At 63.9% G+C, this 18389-nt stretch carries 21 protein-coding genes; 10 read left to right on the forward strand and 11 right to left on the reverse strand.

Annotated elements, in window-relative coordinates; genetic code table 11:
- Positions 1-17 precede the first annotated feature (17 nt).
- The 5 genes from NCT04_RS27850 (at position 18) to NCT04_RS27870 (ending at position 4925) form a co-directional block, all read left to right on the forward strand.
- Positions 18-1022 carry a thiamine pyrophosphate-dependent dehydrogenase E1 component subunit alpha gene (locus NCT04_RS27850; protein ID WP_250468957.1) on the forward strand — a complete coding sequence of 335 codons (1005 nt, stop codon included), beginning with the start codon at positions 18-20 and terminating at the stop codon, positions 1020-1022.
- A 35-nt stretch (positions 1023-1057) separates the two neighbouring features.
- The gene (locus NCT04_RS27855; protein ID WP_244829866.1) at positions 1058-2074 is read left to right on the forward strand and encodes an alpha-ketoacid dehydrogenase subunit beta; all 1017 of its coding nucleotides are present in this window, start codon (positions 1058-1060) and stop codon (positions 2072-2074) included.
- The gene (locus NCT04_RS27860; RefSeq protein WP_250468959.1) at positions 2074-3201 is read left to right on the forward strand and encodes an acetoin dehydrogenase dihydrolipoyllysine-residue acetyltransferase subunit; all 1128 of its coding nucleotides are present in this window, start codon (positions 2074-2076) and stop codon (positions 3199-3201) included. Before NCT04_RS27855 ends, NCT04_RS27860 begins: the two co-directional genes overlap by 1 nt.
- Before the next feature lie 114 nt (positions 3202-3315).
- Entirely contained in the window at positions 3316-4065 is a 750-nt protein-coding gene (locus NCT04_RS27865; protein ID WP_250468967.1) for a lipoate--protein ligase family protein, read from the forward strand.
- A 29-nt stretch (positions 4066-4094) separates the two neighbouring features.
- Positions 4095-4925 (forward strand): hypothetical protein, encoded by an 831-nt coding sequence (locus tag NCT04_RS27870; protein ID WP_244829863.1) that lies wholly within the window; start codon positions 4095-4097, stop codon positions 4923-4925.
- Positions 4926-4985: 60 nt separating this feature from the next.
- On the opposite strand, the gene NCT04_RS27875 is transcribed toward NCT04_RS27870, so the two are convergent.
- From NCT04_RS27875 to NCT04_RS27885, 3 genes are all read right to left on the reverse strand, one after another.
- Positions 4986-5510, reverse strand: coding sequence for a YMGG-like glycine zipper-containing protein (locus NCT04_RS27875; protein ID WP_244829862.1), 525 nt, complete (start codon positions 5508-5510; stop codon positions 4986-4988).
- A 16-nt stretch (positions 5511-5526) separates the two neighbouring features.
- Entirely contained in the window at positions 5527-5877 is a 351-nt protein-coding gene (locus NCT04_RS27880) for a hypothetical protein (protein ID WP_244829861.1), read from the reverse strand.
- 172 nt (positions 5878-6049) lie between these two features.
- A complete protein-coding gene (locus NCT04_RS27885; RefSeq protein WP_244829860.1) occupies positions 6050-6805 on the reverse strand; it encodes a DeoR/GlpR family DNA-binding transcription regulator in 756 nt (251 codons plus the stop codon).
- 80 nt (positions 6806-6885) lie between these two features.
- Here NCT04_RS27885 and NCT04_RS27890 point away from each other — a divergent pair, with 80 nt between their 5' ends.
- Entirely contained in the window at positions 6886-7548 is a 663-nt protein-coding gene (locus NCT04_RS27890; protein WP_250468969.1) for an NUDIX domain-containing protein, read from the forward strand.
- Here the strand turns inward: NCT04_RS27890 and modC are convergent.
- The 3 genes from modC to modA are packed head-to-tail and all read right to left on the reverse strand — an operon-like array spanning position 7470 to position 10020.
- Positions 7470-8582, reverse strand: a complete 1113-nt coding sequence (gene modC, locus NCT04_RS27895) for a molybdenum ABC transporter ATP-binding protein (RefSeq protein WP_250468978.1) — start codon at positions 8580-8582, stop codon at positions 7470-7472. The two genes, NCT04_RS27890 and modC, sit on opposite strands and share 79 nt — an antisense overlap.
- Positions 8575-9255, reverse strand: a complete 681-nt coding sequence (gene modB / locus NCT04_RS27900; protein ID WP_250468986.1) for a molybdate ABC transporter permease subunit — start codon at positions 9253-9255, stop codon at positions 8575-8577. Before modB ends, modC begins: the two co-directional genes overlap by 8 nt.
- Before the next feature lie 9 nt (positions 9256-9264).
- The gene (gene modA / locus NCT04_RS27905) at positions 9265-10020 is read right to left on the reverse strand and encodes a molybdate ABC transporter substrate-binding protein (RefSeq protein ID WP_250468988.1); all 756 of its coding nucleotides are present in this window, start codon (positions 10018-10020) and stop codon (positions 9265-9267) included.
- 304 nt (positions 10021-10324) lie between these two features.
- Between modA and NCT04_RS27910 the strand changes: the two genes are divergently transcribed.
- The 3 genes from NCT04_RS27910 (at position 10325) to NCT04_RS27920 (ending at position 12134) form a co-directional block, all read left to right on the forward strand.
- A complete protein-coding gene (locus NCT04_RS27910) occupies positions 10325-11110 on the forward strand; it encodes an enoyl-CoA hydratase/isomerase family protein (protein WP_404989403.1) in 786 nt (261 codons plus the stop codon).
- A gap of 4 nt (positions 11111-11114) precedes the next feature.
- Positions 11115-11795, forward strand: a complete 681-nt coding sequence (locus NCT04_RS27915; RefSeq protein WP_250468992.1) for a glutathione S-transferase family protein — start codon at positions 11115-11117, stop codon at positions 11793-11795.
- Between the two features lie 153 nt (positions 11796-11948).
- Positions 11949-12134: a hypothetical protein gene (locus NCT04_RS27920; protein WP_250468994.1), complete on the forward strand. Its 186-nt coding sequence runs from the start codon at positions 11949-11951 to the stop codon at positions 12132-12134.
- 511 nt (positions 12135-12645) lie between these two features.
- Here the strand turns inward: NCT04_RS27920 and NCT04_RS27925 are convergent.
- From NCT04_RS27925 to NCT04_RS27945, 5 genes are all read right to left on the reverse strand, one after another.
- On the reverse strand, positions 12646-12939 hold the full coding sequence (locus tag NCT04_RS27925) for a c-type cytochrome (RefSeq protein WP_350030047.1): 294 nt from the start codon (positions 12937-12939) through the stop codon (positions 12646-12648).
- A 20-nt stretch (positions 12940-12959) separates the two neighbouring features.
- Positions 12960-14225 carry a PQQ-dependent sugar dehydrogenase gene (locus NCT04_RS27930; protein WP_244829851.1) on the reverse strand — a complete coding sequence of 422 codons (1266 nt, stop codon included), beginning with the start codon at positions 14223-14225 and terminating at the stop codon, positions 12960-12962.
- 209 nt (positions 14226-14434) lie between these two features.
- Positions 14435-15229: a hypothetical protein gene (locus NCT04_RS27935; RefSeq protein WP_250469004.1), complete on the reverse strand. Its 795-nt coding sequence runs from the start codon at positions 15227-15229 to the stop codon at positions 14435-14437.
- A 221-nt stretch (positions 15230-15450) separates the two neighbouring features.
- Positions 15451-15633 carry a hypothetical protein gene (locus tag NCT04_RS27940; RefSeq protein ID WP_250469006.1) on the reverse strand — a complete coding sequence of 61 codons (183 nt, stop codon included), beginning with the start codon at positions 15631-15633 and terminating at the stop codon, positions 15451-15453.
- A gap of 220 nt (positions 15634-15853) precedes the next feature.
- A complete protein-coding gene (locus NCT04_RS27945; RefSeq protein ID WP_250469008.1) occupies positions 15854-16726 on the reverse strand; it encodes a LysR substrate-binding domain-containing protein in 873 nt (290 codons plus the stop codon).
- Between the two features lie 113 nt (positions 16727-16839).
- On the opposite strand from NCT04_RS27945, the gene NCT04_RS27950 reads away from it, so the two are divergent.
- Positions 16840-18384, forward strand: a complete 1545-nt coding sequence (locus NCT04_RS27950; protein ID WP_250469010.1) for an MFS transporter — start codon at positions 16840-16842, stop codon at positions 18382-18384.
- The last annotated feature ends 5 nt before the right edge of the window (positions 18385-18389 follow it).

Genomic DNA, 18389 nt, shown 5'->3' on the forward strand with positions numbered 1-18389 from the left:
GATCGAAGGAGACAGACATGACATCGTCGCAAACCCCGCAGCATGCGGGAGGCTTGCCGTTATCGAAGGAAGAACTGCTGAGTGTCTACCGCAAGATGCGCACGATCCGCGATTTCGAAGAGCGTCTGCACGTCGATTTCGGTCGCGGCGACATCCCCGGTTTCGTCCATCTCTATGCGGGCGAAGAGGCGGCGGGCGTCGGCATCATGCATCACCTGAACGACGGCGACCGCATTGCGAGCACGCATCGCGGACATGGGCACTGCATCGCGAAAGGCGTCGATCCCGTCGCCATGATGAAAGAGATCTACGGCAGAAAGGGCGGCTCGTGCAACGGCAAGGGCGGCTCCATGCATATCGCCGACCTGTCCAAAGGGATGATGGGCGCGAACGGCATTCTCGGTGCGGGCGCGCCATTGATCTGCGGCGCGGCGCTCGCGGCGAAGTTTCGCGGCAAGGGCGAGGTGGGCATCACCTTCGCGGGCGATGGCGCGTCGAACCAGGGCACCTTTCTCGAAAGCCTGAATCTCGCGGCGGTGTGGAATCTGCCGGTGACCTTCGTGATCGAGAACAACGGCTACGCGGAATCGACCGCGCGCGATTATGGCACGGCGGTGGATAGCTACGTGGATCGCGCGGCGGGCTTCGGCATTCCCGGCGTGACGGTGGATGGCACCGACTTCTTCGCGGTGCACGAAGCAGCGGGCGAAGTGATCCGCCGAGCGCGTGAAGGCGGCGGCCCGGCGCTGCTCGAATGCAAGATGATCCGCTTCTACGGCCACTTCGAAGGCGATGCGCAGACGTACCGCGCGCCCGGCGAACTCGACGATATCCGCTCGAACAAGGATTGCCTGAAGAAGTTCGCGCAGGCCGTGACGCAAGCCGACGTGATCTCTCCCGGCGAACTCGATGCCATCGACCGCGAAGTCGCCGCGCTGATCGACCGCGCCGTGCAGGAAGCGAAGGACGCGCCACTGCCGGCCGCGGCCGACCTGCTCACCGACGTGTACGTGAAGTATTGATCGCCCATTCAAAACACTTAGCGAGACAAATCATCATGGCCCGAAAACTGAGCATGAAGATGGCGATCAACGAAGCCATCGACCAGGAAATGACCCGCGATCCGAGCGTGATTCTGCTTGGCGAGGATATCGTCGGCGGCGCCGGCGCGGACGGCGAGAAAGACGCGTGGGGCGGCGTGCTGGGCGTCACGAAAGGACTGTACGCCAAGCACGGCGACAGGCTGCTCGACACGCCGCTCTCCGAATCGGCTTACGTGGGCGCGGCAATCGGCGCGGCGGCGTGCGGCATGCGGCCGATCGCGGAATTGATGTTCATCGACTTCATGGGCGTGTGTTTCGACCAGATCTTCAATCAGGCCGCCAAGTTCCGCTACATGTTCGGCGGCAAGGCCGAAACGCCCGTCGTGATTCGCGCGATGGTCGGCGCGGGCTTTCGCGCGGCCGCGCAGCATAGTCAGATGCTGACGCCGCTTTTCACGCATATTCCCGGTCTCAAGGTCGTCTGTCCGTCCACGCCTTACGACACCAAGGGTCTCTTGATTCAGGCGATTCGCGACAACGACCCGGTCATCTTCTGCGAGCACAAGAACCTTTACGGTTTCGAAGGCGAAGTGCCCGAGAACTCATATGCCATTCCGTTCGGCGAGGCCAACATCGTGCGCGACGGCAAGGATGTGTCCATCGTCACTTACGGGTTGATGGTGCACCGCGCGCTGGAGGCGGCCGCGACGCTCGCGAAGGAAGGCATCGAAGCCGAGATCGTCGATCTGCGCTCGCTGTCGCCGCTCGATATGGACACCGTGCTCGAAACGGTCGAGAACACGGGAAGACTCGTCGTCGTCGATGAAGCGAGTCCGCGCTGCAACATCGCCACGGATATCTCGGCGCAAGTCGCGCAGCGAGCGTTCGGCGCGCTGAAAGCAGCCATCGAAATGGTCGCGCCGCCGCACACCCCCGTGCCGTTCTCGCCAACGCTCGAAGATCTGTACATTCCGAGCGCTGCACAAATCGCCGACGCCGCGCGTAAAACGATGAAAGGAGGAAAGCACTGATGCCCGCAATCACACCGATCGTCATGCCCAAATGGGGCTTGTCGATGAAAGAAGGCACGGTAAACGAGTGGCTCGTGGAAGAGGGCGCGCAGATCGCCGTCGGCATGCCGATTCTCGATGTCGAAACCGACAAGATCGCCAACGCGGTGGAAGCGCCCGACGCGGGTACGTTGCGCCGCAGGGTTGCGTCGGCGGGCGACACGCTGCCGGTGAAAGCGCTCCTCGGCGTGCTCGCGCCGGCCGAGGTCAGCGACGCCGATATCGACGCCTACGTGTCGTCCTACGAAACGCCGCCGGACGAGGAAGGCGAGGGCGACGAAGCGGCGTCGGCGTATCACTTCGTCGATGTCGACGGCATTCGCGTGCGCTATGCCGCGCGCGGCGGCGACGATGCGGGCAAGTCCGCGGTGCTGTTCATCCACGGCTTCGGCGGCGATCTCGACAACTGGCTCTTCAATCTCGACGCGCTCGCCGAACACAATCGCGTGTTCGCGCTCGATTTGCCGGGCCACGGGCAATCGACGCCCAAGGTGCCGGGCACGACGCTCGCCGATCTCGCGCGCTTCGTCGCGCACTTCATGGACGCGGTGGATATCGAAAAGGCGCATCTCGTCGGGCACTCCATGGGCGGCGGCATCGCCGCGCAACTCGCCGTCGATGCGCCCGCGCGCGTGCAATCGGTCGCGCTCGTGTCGCCCTCCGGTTTCGGCGATGAAGTGAACAACGCGTACACCGAGGGTTTCGTGAGCGCGCAATCGCGTCGCGAACTGAAGCCAGTGGTCGAGCTGCTGTTCGCCAATCCGGAGCTCGTCAGCCGCCAAATGCTCGACGACTTGCTCAAGTACAAGCGTCTGGATGGCGTGAGCGAAGCACTGACTGCGCTCGGTGGCGCGCTCTTCGGCGGTGGCAGCCAGAGCGGTCAGCCCGGAAGAAAGCTTGCGGAAAGCGGCAAGCCGGTGCTCGTGATCTGGGGCGCGAAAGACCAGATCATCCCGGCCGCGCATGCCGAAAACGCGCCGAAGCATGCGACCGTGCGCGTATTCGACGATGCCGGGCACATGAGCCAGATGGAGAAGGCCAACGAGGTCAACGCGTTGTTGAAGGAGCATGTGGGCAAGGGCGTCTGATCGCGCGCAGGGTCGAGGCAACGCGCCGTCGCGGCGGCGCGTTCTCAGCCGCGCGCCCGCTTCTTCGCTACTATGTGCGATGTCGCTGTCACCGCGCGTCCTGACATCCACTCCATGCCCTTCGAATTGCTCGATTTCGAAACGCTGCCCGGCGATCCGCTGCAAGCCGAGGAAGCGCTGCTCGACCGCGCGAAAGCGGGCGATGCGGTGGCGCATCTGTGGGAAGCGCCGCGCTCGCTGATCGTGCCGCGCAGTTATCAGCGTTATGCGCCTTTGGCCGATGCTCGCGATGAATTCGCGCGACGCGGCTGTCCCGTCTGGCTGCGTTTGTCGGGCGGCGGGCTGGTTCCACAAGGTCCCGGCATTCTCAATCTGAGTCTCGCGTATCCAGTGCACGCGCCGATGGGCGCGCTTGCCGAGCCGGTCTATCTGCATCTGTGCGGCATCATCGCGGATGCGCTCAACACCCTCGGCGTGCTCACGCACTGGCAAACGGTCGAAGGCTCGTTCTGCGATGGCCGCTTCAATCTCGCCTGGGGTCCCGGCCACGATGCGCGCAAGATAGCCGGCACGGCGCAATACTGGCGGCGCGTGTCGTCGTCCCTCGACGAGCAACCGCGCCATGCCGTGCTGGCTCACGCCGTTCTGCTCGTCGATGCCGATCCCATCGAGATCAACGAGCGCGCCAATGCGTTCGAGGCGCTCATCGGCAGCGGGCGGCGCTATGAAGAGATGAAGGTCGTGACCGTGGCGCAAGCGCTCGCCTACGAAGGTTTCGGCATGCCGCCCGGGCTGCGCGAGCGCGTGCGAAATGCCATCGCGGCGCGCGTCGTGGCCGCCGATTTGCCGCAAGCTCCTCTCTAACGCAGCGCTCATCGACCATCGAGGTCATCATGCCGTTCAGACTCGCTTCGAACGGTTTCTTTTTTGCGCTGTGGGTGGCGGTGTGCGCCGCCGCGCCCGAGTTTCTCTGGCAAGGGCTGTTCTCGCTCTTCGGACATTTCTCCTTCAGGGATGCCGCCGCCGCGTTGCTCATCGGCGCGATTCTCGCGTTCTTCGTCGAGCCGCTGCTGGAGCGCTTGCGCGGGTTGCAGGGACACGTGCATCGCGCGGAGAAATCGCCCGCCTTCGCCGCGTGCGAAGCGTTGAGCTTCGCGGTCGTCGCGGTGTGCGTGCACGAAGCGATCACCGTGTATGTAGCGGCGAGCCATTCGAACGAACAGGCCAGCGAGAACCTCGCGAAGGCGGTGGGACAGGCGCTGCAATGGGCGGCGATCCCGTTCGTCATCACGATTGCGTGGATGTCGGCGCGCGGGGCAGTCTGGATGATGTGGACCGCAGCCGGGCTCGCCGTGATCTTCAGCTACCTGACCGGCGTGCTCTTCGAATGGCAGACGCACGTGCTGGTCACGAGCGTGATTCCGGCGATTCTCGTGCTGATCTCGGGATGCATCATCGTGCGCGAACAGTGGGATGCGGACACGTTTCGCCGCTGCGCACGGGCACTCGCGGTGATCGCGCTTGCGTGGCTCGTGCTCTCGGGCGCGGTGCAATGCGTGCTATGGCTCGCGCACGTGCAGTCGTTTCGCCTTTACGACACAGCCGAGTTCTTCAGCGATCTGCGGTTTTATATCGGCTGGGTGACCGGACTGCTCGTGGCGCCGGGAATCGTGGCGCCGGCACTGGCGCGCCCCGACGATGATCAATGGAAACCGCGTCTCTGAGCTGCGATGCCTTCGTGAAAAAAGCGCCGCTGAGGAAGGCTCAAGCGGCGCGTGTCGATGTCAGCTCGAAGGCGGAGGAGGCGGTGGCATGCCCGGCGGAGGTGGCGGTGGCGGCGCGTAATACGCCGCGCCGTTCGGTGGCGCCGTGCGCAACGGACCTGCGACCGGAACACGATCGCCCGCTGCGTACATGCACTGCAGATACGCGTAGTCGTAGCGGCGCTGCACGCCGTAGCCCGACGTTTGCGCCGCACCCATGCCGACCGCGCTGCCGGTCAACAATCCCGCGCCTGCGCCGATAGCCGCGCCCGTGCCACCGCCGAACGCCGCGCCCGCTGCCGCGCCGATGGCGGTCCCAACCACGGCGCTCCCCACCGCGCTGTTCGTCGCGGCCTGATCTGCGGTGACGCCGCCCGTTTGCTGAAACGCGAACTGACGGCACGACGCGTCGTCCGCGCGGAACTGGTCGAAGGTCTTGCCGGTGCCGGGCAGCGCCATCACGCTGGGTCCGGTCGGCATGACCGTGCACGCGGACAGACCCAAGCCTGAGAGCGCGAGAAAAATAACGAGCCTGCGAGTATTCATAAAAGCCAGCTTCGGTTCAATTCGATGGCGGCGGGGGTTGCGCCGGAACTTCGCGCCATCCACCGGGACACTGCTTGACATACGGGTAGTACGTGCGCGATCCCTCGCAGTAATACCAGGTGCCGCCCGACTGAGCCTGAGCCTGTGATTGGTCGGGCTGGCCTTGCTCGACATAAGTGGTCGGCGCGGCGGGCGCCGGAACGATGACCTGCGGCGGCGCATAGTAGTACGGCACGGGCGCGACCGGATACGGGTAGTACAGCGGTCCGCCGATAAACACGCCGACGTGACCGCCCGCGTGCGCCGTGGCGGCGAAACCCGCCGCGGCAAGCGCCGACAACGCGATGAGAGCCTTCACGCGATTCACGACATTTCTCCAAAAAATTTCGCCTGACCCGTTACCCGTACAGCATGGACAATTCCTGCCCGGACCGCGTTTGGCGTATTTTTCTACGCTATTCCAGTTGCGGAGGAAATTCAATTACGGCTCTCCCGATGAATCTTTCGGCGCGTTACCCCGTAACAAGTTGCGGCATCGATCAGGCGCGAAGGATGGTTACGCCTGCTTGTTCGATGGGATCGGTGAGACGTGCATCCGTCGCACTTTCGACGATGACCGTCTGTGCAAGCTCGATATCGCCGATACGGTATGGCGATGCCGCGTTGAGCTTGGCGGCAGACGCGAGCACGACGGTCTCCGCCGCGCGCGCCGCGAGCGCGCGCTTGATATGCGCTTCCTCGAAATCGCCGGTGGTCAGCCCGGCAGTGGGATGAACGCCCGTGACGCCCATGAAATACAGATCGGCGTGGATATGCGACATCGCTTCGACGGCCGCCGCGCCGACCGTGACGATGGAATGCTTGAAAAGCTTGCCGCCGATCAGCACGACTTCCACCGTCGCGTGTTCGGCGAGCGCGACGGCCACGCTCGGACTATGCGTGACGATCGTAACCGCGAGGCTCGCGGGAAGTTGCTGTACGAGCAAGGCCGAAGTCGTGCCGCCATCGACTATCACGATTTGCCCCGGTTCGATCATCTCCACGGCGCGCCGCGCGATACGGCGCTTCGCCTCCGATTCCATTTCCTGCCGACGCGCAAACGGCGCCACGGCCGGAGAAGCGGGCAGGGCGCCGCCGTGCACGCGTTGCAGCAGACCTTCCGCAGCCAACTCGCGTAGATCGCGGCGCACCGTGTCTTCCGACACGCCGAAGCTCGCGCTCAACTCGCTGGCGAGCACCTGACCGTCGCGCGCGAGGGCGTCGAGGATTGTTTTCTTGCGTTGACTCGTGAGCATGATCGTTGCACGATTTTGCTTGTAATTGCACGAAACTGCACGTTACCATGGAAGGCACCACCACGCCATGGAAGACTGCAATGACTGAGACCAAGGAACGAATACGCGTGCTCGATACCGCTGTTTTATCCGACGACTGGTACGTGCTGAGAAAGGTGACTTTCGACTTTCTGCGCCGCGACGGCACGTGGCAGCGCCAGAGCCGTGAGACCTACGATCGCGGCAACGGCGCGACCATCTTGCTGCGTAACCGGCATAACGGCCACGTGCTCCTGACGCGCCAATTTCGCATGCCGGCTTTCGTCAACGGCCACGACGGCATGTTGATCGAAGCGCCTGGTGGCCTGCTCGACAACTCGACGCCGGAAGAACGCATCCGCGCCGAAGTCGAGGAGGAAACCGGGTATCGCGTGCAGCACGTCGAAAAGATCTTCGAGGCGTTCATGAGCCCCGGATCGGTGACGGAGAAACTCTACTTTTATCTCGGCGAATACGACGGCTCCATGCGCGTCAGTGACGGCGGCGGCGTGGAGGACGAAGGCGAGGAAATCGAAGTGATCGAGGTGCCGTTGGAGAAAGCGCTGGCCATGATCGACAGCGGAGAAATCGCGGACGGCAAGACCATCATGCTGCTGCTATACGCCGCGCTGAAAGAGCGCCGCGATCAGGCGAGCAGCGAGACGGCCTTTACCTGCGCCCAGACCCGCACGCCCGCGATAATCCCTAGCCGGTCCAGCGAATAACGCGTGATGCGCGCGAGGAGCGGCGAGCCGTCCACGTCGAGGCGCACGACGACTTGCGCGGGGTCCGCATCGTCGGCGATGTCGGACACGACTGCGGGCAGCAGATTGAGAACGCTGCTCGACGTGTGCAGTTCATTGCCGGCGATCAGGCTTACGTCGCGCGCTTTCACGGCGACACGCATCGCGCGGCCTCGTTCGACTGGCGCATGCACGACGGTGAGCGAGGCGCGGCCGCCCGGCAGCGCGAGCGACAGCAAACCATAACGCGCATCGTGATCGGCGACGATGCCTTCCAGCACCACCGATGCATCGTCGGCGAGCGCGAGCGGCAGATCGAGCCGCGCGAGCGTATCGGCAATTGCGCCGCTCGCCAGCGCGCGGCCGGCTTCGAGCAGAACGAGGTGATCCGCGAGGCGCGCGACTTCCTCGGGCGCGTGGGTCACGTACAGCACGGGGATATCGAGTTCGTCGTGCAGACGTTCGAGATACGGCAGGATTTCGAGCTTGCGTTTCTGATCGAGCGCGGCGAGCGGTTCGTCGAGAAGCAAGAGACGCGGACTCGTCAACAGCGCCCGCGCAATGCCCACGCGCTGGCGTTCGCCGCCCGACAATCCGCCCGGATCGCGCTCCAGCAGATGCCCGATGCCAAGCAGTTCCGCCGCCTGTTCCAGGTCGACGCGTCGCTCGCGTGCCGCCACGCGATCGAGTCCATAGCGAAGATTCTTGCGCACGCTCAAATGCGCGAAAAGACTGGCTTCCTGAAAAACGTAGCCGAGCGGACGCTTGTGCGTCGGCAGAAAAACGTTGCGGTCGGTATCGAGCCACACTTCGCCATTGACGACGAGCCTTCCCGCGCGCGGCCGTGCGAGTCCCGCGAGACAGCGCAGCAGCGTGGTCTTGCCGGAACCCGAATGGCCGAAGAGCGCGGTCACGCCGCGTCCCGGCAAGCGCAGATCGACATCGAGCGTGAAGCGGCCTTGTTCGACGAGAAAGCGCGCCTCGATGGCTTGACCGGTCGATGAGATTTCAGGCATGCACCGCCGCCGATCGACGGCTCGAATAGAGCAGCAACAGCACGATGAACGAGAACAGCACCATGCCGCCCGCGAGCCAGTGCGCCTGCGCGTATTCGAGCGCTTCGACGTGATCGAAGATCTGCACGGAAACCACGCGCGTGCGCCCGGGAATATTGCCGCCTATCATCAGCACGACGCCGAATTCGCCGACCGTGTGCGCAAAACCGAGGATCGTCGCGGTGATGATGCCCGGCCGCGCAAGCGGCAACACGACAGTGAAAAACGTGTCCCACGGTCCCGCGCGCAAGGTCGCGGCGGCTTCGAGCGGACGGCTGCCGATGGCTTCGAACGCGTTCTGCAGTGGCTGCACGACGAACGGCATCGAATAGATGACCGAGCCGATTACGAGCCCCGCGAACGTGAAGGGCAAGAGGCCGATGCCCGACGCCTGCGTGAGCTTGCCGATGTAACCGTTCGGCCCCATCAGCACGAGCAGATAAAAGCCGATGACGGTAGGCGGCAGCACGAGCGGCAACGCCACCACCGCGCCGACGACACCCTTCGCCCGCGAGCGCGTGCGCGATAGCCACCACGCGACAGGCGTGCCGATGACGAGCAGAAGCGCCGTCGCCAGCGACGCCAGTTCGAGCGTCAGCGTGATGGCCTGGAGATCGGCGCTATCGAGCGGCATCGCGAACAATCAGAGCTGATAGCCGAACGAGCGGATCACCTCGGCGGCCTTCGGTCCCTTGAGGTAATCCTCGAACTGCTTCGCGACCGAATTGTCCTTGCCCTTGTTGAGAATGACCGCGTCTTGCTTGATCGGCTCGTGCAGCGATTCCGGCACGATCCACGCCGAACCGCTCGTGATCTTGCCGTTCTTGTAGATTTGCGAGAGTGCGACGAAGCCGAGTTCGGCATTGCCCGTCGCGATGAACTGCTGCGCTTGCGAGATGCTCTGCCCTTCGACGATCTTCGATGCCACCGCCTGCGTGAGCCCGAGCTTGTCGAGCGTCTGCGTGGCGGCAAGTCCGTACGGCGCGGCTTTTGGATTGGCGATCGCCAGATGCGTGAACTGGTTCTTCTTCAGCACTTCGCCTTTGTCGTCGACGTAACCTTCCTTCGCCGACCACAACGCGAGCGCCCCGGTCGCGTAAGTGAAGCGGCTTCCCGGCACCGTCATGCCTTCGCTTTCGAGCTTGGCGGGCGTGGTGTCGTCGGCGGCGAGGAATACTTCGAAGGGCGCGCCGTTCTTGATCTGCGCATAGAACTGACCCGTCGCGCCGAACGAAGCGACGACCTTGTTGCCGGTATCCTTTTCGAAGTCCGCTGCAATGGCCTGCACGGGCGCCGTGAAATTGGCCGCCACGGCAATCTGCACTTCGCCTGCAAACGCCGACGAAGCGGCGAAGCCCACCGCCAACGAAAGCAAAGTGCGCAACAAACGAGTCTTCACGTAAAGCTCCTTGGGTTCTGTTTTATTGGCTGCACCGGATTGCGCGCTGCTGGTCTTGGATCTTCGCGCGGTCATGGAATCCGGCGAGCACCGTAATATATACGACTATATTGCGTTCGGGCATGCTCGCTGCATCACATGACGAGTATGGGTCTCCTCGGATGATTTCGTGTGAGTGAGACTCATGAAAATCGATTGACCGCCGCCGCGATGTTCGCCGAAACTTTGCAAATCATCCGCCTGGAACTGAGCACGGCTCAACTTTCGGTGGCAAGCATAAGGAGACAAGGACATGTCCGACGCCATGAATCTGCAACGCATCAAGCTCTCGGTGACGGGACACGTCGCCCGCGTGACGCTGGATCGCGCCGATGTACGCAACGCCTTCGACGACGCGACCATCGTCGAACTGACTGCCGCCTTTCGCGCGCTCAACGACGACACGAGCGTGCGCGTCATCGTGCTCGCGGCGAACGGCCCGGCCTTTTGCGCGGGCGCCGACCTCAACTATATGAAGCGCATGGCCGGTTATTCGGAGGCGGAAAACCGCGCGGACGCGCTCGGGCTTGCGACCATGCTCAACACCATCTACACGAGCGCGAAGCCGGTGATCGCCAGCGTGCAGGGCGATGCCTACGCGGGCGGCATGGGCCTCGTCGCCGCGTGCGATATCGCGGTGAGCGTGGACAGCGCGAACTTTTGCCTATCGGAGGCGAAGCTCGGGCTCATGCCCGCGACCATCGCGCCTTACGTCATTCGCGCGATGGGCGCGCGCGCCGCGCATCGCTACTTCGTGACGGCCGAGCGTTTCGATGCGACGGAAGCGCTGCGTATCGGCTTCGTGCATCAACTGACGACGAGCGGCGAGCTCGACCGAACCGTCGATGCAATGGCGAACAACATCGCGTCCAACAGCCCGAACGCCGTGGGCGAGTGCAAGCGGCTGGTGTCGGAACTCGCGGGCAAGGTCATCGACGATTCGTTGATCTCCGATACGGCCGAACGCGTCGCGCGCATTCGGGCATCGGACGAAGGGCGCGAGGGCGTGCAGAGCTTCCTCGAAAAGCGCAAGCCGTCATGGCTCGGGTGACGCGATGATCACGCTGCATCATTGCGTGAGCGCGCGGTCGTTCCGGCCGCTTTGGGCGCTCGAGGAAATCGGCGTGCCGTACCAACTGAAGATGCTGCCGTTTCCGCCGCGTGTGGTGGCGCGCGAGTTCATGCAAGTGAACCCGCTCGGTACGATTCCGGCCTTCAATGACGACGCGCTTTTCATGACCGAATCGGCTGCGATTTGTCAGTATCTTGCGGCGCGTTATTCGCCCGGCGCGCTGGATGTCGCTGCGCACGAAGCGGACTTCGGCCGCTATCTCAACTTCCTGCACTTCGGCGAGGCGACGCTCACGTTTCCACAGACGCTCGTCTTGCGTTACACGCGTCTGGAGCCGCCCGAGCGCCGTCAGCCGCAAGTCGCCGAGGATTACGCCAAGTGGTTTCATGCGCGTCTGCGCACGCTCGTGCCGCTGCTGGAGCGCGAGGCTTTTTTGTGCGCGGGGCGGTTCACGGCCGCGGATATCTCGATTGGTTATGCGTTGATGCTCGCGGAGCATATCGGTTTGCACGAACGCTTCGCGGAGCCGATCGCGCGCTATTGGTCCCGATTGCGCGAACGCGATGGTTTCCAGCGAGCCATGCGCGCGCAAGACGACGCGGCTGTCGCGCAGGGCGTGTCGCCCGATCCATCGCCGGATATGCGGCCGTTCGGCTCGCGCTAACAGCCTTCCGGCTCGACGCGTGAAGGCGGGCGCACGTCGTCCCTCCTTCACGTCCCCCCATCCGCGGGGCTGTGCAGAACGCCATCGAACCTTAATCTGCTCATCAGGCGCTCACGTTTGCGAGCGCAAATCAGACAGACGAGGTAACTGGCGATGTACGTCTTCTCCTGGCTCTTATCGATGATCGTCGCGCTCGTGGCAACGGGCACGATTGTATTCGCGATGCCGCGCTCGGCCGCCGACGAACTCAGCGTAGCGACCGCGCCGCACACTTTCTTCAGCAGCGAATTGAATCGCGTGACGACGATGCTGGCGTCGTGCGTGACAGACGCAGACTGACACTAATCGAGGCGCGCCGCACGATGCAAAGGCGCTCACGGTTAGCGGTTTGGAATCAACACGTTGCACTGATTTCCATAACGATATCCACAGGCTTGTGCAGAAGATCTGTGGACAACCAGGGCCGGGGGCGCCCTGGAAACGAAAACCCCAACCGGCGCACGGGGAGCGCTGGGGAGACCACATACGATGAGACGCGAAGGCGTCCAGGCGAGCGGGGCCAACAGGTTCGAGGTTCGATACGAACGTAAATTCACCGCGCGGAAAAGCGCAGGGGAGACCAACAGTCAATGCGGGGAACGAGGCGCGCGGGGGTGCGCTTCGGCGGTGAGACGTGCGTAAGCGTCGCAAGCCGGCGAAAAAAAAGCCCGCTGCATTGAGCGGGCTTGAATCCATATCGGTTGAGACATGGAGGAGACAAGGCTTAGTATAAACCCTTACCCACCCAAGTCAAGCGCCAAACCAAAAAATTTGCGCTGGGGAAGGGCATCGTCAAGCAAGTCTGCTTCGGTCATTGCTTGCCGAGACTGTGGTAGTACGCCGCGAGATTGGCGATATCCGCCTCGGACAAGGGTTTCGCGACCATCGACATCATTTCGTTCTGGCGCGCGCCCGTGTGAAAGTCGGTCAGCGCCTTCACGAGATACTCCTCCGTCTGCCCCGCGAGGTTGGGCGCTTCCGGCAGCTTCGACATGCCGTCGAGCCCGTGGCACGCCTGACACTGTGCCGCCTTCGCACGCCCCGCCTTGATATCGCCCGCTGCGAGCGCGACGCTGGATACCGCCAGCATCAGGCTTGCCACCACGGCTGTCTGCGCCGGCCGCATCACTTCGACCCCGAATACGAAATACGATAGATGGCGCCGGCATAGTCGTCGGATACCAGCAGCGAGCCGTCCTGCAATACCTGGACATCGACCGGGCGTCCCATGTACTCGCCGCTCGAAGTGAGCCAGCCATCCGCGAAGACTTCCGGTTCGCCCGCCGTGCCGTCGTCCTTGACGGGCACGTACATGATGCGTGCGCCGATGGGCTTCGTGCGATTCCACGAACCGTGTTCCGCGACGAAGATGCCGCCCTGGTACTTGTCCGGGAACGTCTTCGCGTTATAGAACGACATGCCGAGGTCGGCCGCGTGCGCCGCGAATTCGACTTGCGGATACACCAGGTTCGCCGGCGGATTCTGATCCTTGTAGTCAACGGTCCGCACCTTGCCGCCGCCGTACCACGGGAAGCCGAAGTTCTCGCCCGCCTTGGTCGCGCGGTTCAGTTCGCCCGGAGGAATGTCGTCGCCCATGCCGTCGACCTGGTTGTCGGTGAACCAGAGCGTCTTGTCCTTCGGATTGAAGTCGAGGCCGACCGAATTACGCACGCCGTGCGCGTAGGTTTCGCGGTTCTTGCCGTCTTGATCCAGACGGATGATGCCCGCGAGCCCGTTCTTGTCGATATCGGCGAGTTTGTCTTTCGGCGGCACGTTCCACGGCTGGCCAAGCGCGATGTATAGCTTCTTGTCAGGCCCGATACGGCACGCGCGCGCGCCGTGATTGAAGCTCTCGAACGTCGCCGGGATCAGCTTGCCTTGCGGCACGACGACCGCCGCGGCCACGTCCGGCCCGCCGTCGCCGAAGAACTGTGCCGCCGGGAAACCGAGCACGCGATTCTGCTCGACCACGTAAAGCACGCCATCCGGCGAGAAGCAGACGCCGTTCGGCACCTTGAACGTGACCGACGAGGCGAATTGAACGACGTCATCCGCGACGCGCCTCTTGGTTCGATCCGTCACCTGCCATACGCGATTCTTGCGCGTGCCGACGAACACCACGCCCGTCGAAGGCTCGATAGCCATGTGCCGCGCTTCCGGCACGATTGCATACAGGTCGATCTTGAAGCCTGGCGGCAGTTTGATTTGCTTGAGATTTTCGCGCAGCGCGTCGGCGGTCTGGCCGCCTTGCGGCACCTTTTCGGCCTGACTCGTGCCGGTCTGCTTGAAGTTGGACAGCGAATTGAGATTGTCTTGCGCGGCGTTCGCATACGGCAGGCAGGCGAGCATGGCGCCGACCGCCAACGGCAAAAGCTTGAGCGTTGCGTTCATCTGGTTGTCTCCTTGTTGTTACGGCTTATTGAACCTCACTGAACAACACGACTGATGACTCTCGCCGAAGGAGACGGCGTCACGCGGACCTCGACCAAGCACGCGTATCACGACGCCGCTGCCTACGGTAGCAACAATCTTAGAATACGAATCGCCCGCTGCAAGCAGCGAGCCGGTTTTTTTCACGCGCTGATAAAAAGCGTCGGCAGCTATTTCCTGCCATCGAAGAGAAAGACGTTGGCACGGTCGGGGCTCGGCAGCGCGACCAGCAGGCGCGGGCCGTCGAGCACGGCGGCGCCCTTGACGGTCGCGTCGGGCAGCGGGCAGGGCGCGGGGCCGAACGTCACCGAGACGTCGTAGGCGTTCGCGCCGGGACGCGGCGCCACCGTTCCCTTGAAGATGCAACCGGCGCTCGTCGTGCCGGCGGCGTAGCCATCGGCGGCGACGGTGATGCGCGTGGTCGTCGCGCCTCCGAGCGACATTCCGCGGCCGCTGTAAAGGCCGCCCGCGTTGGCGAGGCTCGGTCCGGTGTCGAGCATCGGCGCGGCATTCACGTTGAAGGCGAGGCCCGCGCCGCCGTTCTTGCTTGCGACCGTGCCGCTTACGGCCGGCGCTTGCGCGAAGTTTGCGCTGAAGTTGGCGGCGGTGGCGGGCGCCCGGCCCACGCGATAGTCGAACGCCGAGGTGCTCGCGAACTTGCCGTCGCTCGTCTGCGTGCCGCCCGTGGCGATGGCGACGCCCGACAGGTTCGTGCCGCGCGTGTCGTTCGGAGTGCCGTAGAAGAGATACGCCGAGCCATCGAAGAGCACGAGCAGCGTGGCATCGGCCTGACCGTTGTCGATTGTCCCTTTGTAGACGCCGCCCGATGGCAGCGTCGTCGTGACGGTGCCGGGCGGTGGCGGAGCGGAAGAGTCGGTTGCGCAGGCCGCGAGCGCGAGACTCAGGGCGAGCGGCAATGTGAAAGTCAGCGGGACTGGCGGCTTGAATCTTGTGGTTATCGTCACTCTGGACTCCGGTCTCGATCGAGGCGGCATCGTGCGATGCGCGCGGTGAACGTCCTGTATAGGCGCTGAAAAAGCACAGGTCAAGCGCGATGCACGACCGTGCGGCGCGCCGAGTCTTCCTCGTTCAGCGTCTTTACGACGGCTTCATGGCAATGCGATCGGAATGCAGACGTGGTGAAACGCGTAAGTGACGCCGTCTCGTTCGAACATGGCTTGTTCGCTTAGTAAGCGCCTGCGATCGGCAACAGCAGATAGGGCAGCAGCGCTTCGTAAGACATGGCCGTCGCTTGCGTGTCGGGCAAGGTGGGCGCGGTATCGATCACGGGTGCGTCGCGCCCGATGTCGATGTCGATGTCGATGTCGACGAGCGATGCGCCTGCGATGGGTGTCGGTTCGATCTTCATTTTCCCCTCCTGTCATGCAGCGTGTGAGGGAAAGTCTGGGCGCGAAGAGTTAGGAAAGCGTGAGGCCGCAAGGCTCTTGCGTCAGGACGCGCGTCTCAAGCGGGACCGTCGAGCCAGTTTTCGATCTTGACGCCTGATCAGAAAAGTAACCCGATCGGCCAATCCCATTGATATGTATCGATCATCCAAGCAAAGCCAACAATGCAACCGGAAATGCGCTTCACGCCTTCGAAGCCATTTCCAAAAACCCCTTTACCGCCGCCCCTTTCTCGAACCGCCGATACACCACCGCGACTTCTGAAGGCACCGGCTTTCCCGCGATCTCGCGATACTCAACGCCCGGCACCGTCACGCATTGCGCGAGCGATCGTGGCACGACCGCCACATCGCCGCCGAGCGACACATGCGCGAGCACATCCGACAGCGTGCCCGGCTGTCCGGCGATTTGCGGCTCGAAGCGCCCGCGTCTTCCAACCTCGAGCGTGCCGGACTCCTGCTCCGGCAGCACGAACGACTGACCACGCAGTTGCGCGGGCGTGATGGTTTCCGATTGCGTCAGCGGAGAATCGGCCGGCAGCGCGACGATGAACGCATCGCGACGCACCGTGCGCACCTCGACGCCATCCGGATACGGCACGGGCGGCCGCACGTAAGCGATATCGATATGACCGTCGATGAGCAGCGCGCCCGCCTCGCGCATGACGATCTCGCGGATACCGATGGCAACCTGCGGATAGCGCACACGAAAGCCGCGCACGTGTGTCTGCAGCACGCCCGAATAAACCGCCGAACCGACGTAGCCGATCACGATCCTGCCCAGCTCGCCGCGCTCCGCCAGCGCCGCGCGCTCGGCCCCGCGCGCGAGATGATCGAGCGCGCTCGATGCCTCGACGAGATACGCCTCGCCCGCCGCGGTCAGCGCCACCGAGCGCTTCGTGCGCTGAAAAAGCCGCACGCCAAGGAGCCGCTCCGCTTCCTGAATTCGTCGCGTGAGCGCGGGCGGCGCAATGCCGAGTTCATCGGCGGCACGCGTGAAATGCAGATGCCGCGCGACGCTCAAAAAGCAGCGCACATGGCGCAATTCCACTGGCATGAGAGCCTCGCTTCGTATTGTCGAATGCATCAATTATTTGGAGATTCTATGTCAATGACAGACAAGAGCGATCTCACTAGCATCGATAGCTTCATCGTCAACATTCGCCCGCCATGTCCAACACCGCCGATGTCTCGCCGAACCGGTCCGCCGCGCGCTTCGTGCTTCTCACCGCATCGGCGACTTGCGCGCTGATCACGCTCGATACCAACGTCGTCGCCGTGGCGCTGCCATCCATCGCGCGCGATTTCCACGCCGGTTTCGCCGATGTCGAATGGGTCGTGAGCGCCTACATGGTCGCGTTCGCCGCGTGTCTGCTGCCGGCGGGCGCGCTCGCCGACCGCATCGGCAGAAAGAAGATGCTGATCGCCGGGCTCGCGGCGTTCGCGCTGGCCTCGCTCGGCTGCGGCCTCGCGCCTTCCGCGTTCGCGCTGAATCTGGCGCGCGCGGCGAAGGGCGTCGGCGCGGCAATGCTGCTCACGTCCGCGCTCGCGATCATCGCCAACACCTTCCACGAAGGCGCGGCGCGCGCTCGTGCATGGGCGATCTGGGGCACCTGCATGGGTATTTCGACGACCGTCGCGCCACTCGTCGGCGGCGCGATCACGCAATGGTTCGGCTGGCGTTGGATCTTCCTCATGAACCTGCCGATCTGCGCGCTGCTCGCGTGGTGCGCGTGGCGCGGCATGCGCGAGTCGCGTAATCCGCATGCGGGATCGCTCGACCTGCTCGGCAGCGCGATCTTTGCCGCGTCGCTTTCGCTCGGCATCTGGGCGCTGATCGGCGGTCAGGCCGATGGCTGGACGAGCTGGCGTACCGAAGCGCGCCTTGCCGCGTGCGCGGCGCTCTTGGTCTTGTTCGTGCGCGTGCAACGCTCGCGCGCGCATCCGATGATCGATCTCTCGCTGTTTCGCGAATCGCGCTTCGTCGCCGCCGTGCTCGCCATGTTCGGCTACGCGGCCTGCGCGCAAGTCATGATGACGTTCCTGCCGCTTTATCTGCAGAACGCGTTCGGCTTGACCGCGGTGCGCGCGGGCGTCGGCATGTTGCCGTTCGCGCTCGCGATGATCGCCGGGCCGCATCTCGGCGCGGCGCTCGGCAAGCGCGTGCCTGCAATGGCGCTGCTCACGTTCGGGCTTGCGACCATCGGCGTGGGCAATCTGCTGACGGCGTGGTTCGCGTCGATGTCGTATTACGGGCTCATCGCGGTCTCGATGATCGTCACCGGACTCGGCGCGGGCATCCTCAACGGCGACACGCAGAAGGCGATCATGGCGTGTGTGCCGGCGCATCGCACGGGCATGGCGTCGGGTATCAGCACGACGACGCGCTTTACGGCCATCGTCACGTCGGTGGGCGTGCTCGGCGCGGTGCTCGCGGCGCGCACGAAAAGCGCGCTCGATCTGCATGCAAGCGGTTTCCCTGCCCTCATGCACGCGTTCGATGAAACCTTCCTCTCGCGCGTGCTTGCGGGCGATCTGGCACATGCGGGCGCGGGCGGCAACGCGGCTGTCGTCGCGATCGCACGTGCGAGTTTCGCGAGCGGCTTCGCGGCTGCGTTAGGTGTGGCGGGCGTGAGTGCGTTGCTCGTGGCGTCGGCGGTGTGGGTGCTTGCCGGACGCAGCGAGCGGGCTAGCGCTGTGCGAGTCGACGCGTAGAGAAC

The sequence above is a fragment of the Caballeronia sp. GAFFF2 genome (genome assembly GCF_023631485.1).
Taxonomy (GTDB): Bacteria; Pseudomonadota; Gammaproteobacteria; order Burkholderiales; family Burkholderiaceae; genus Caballeronia.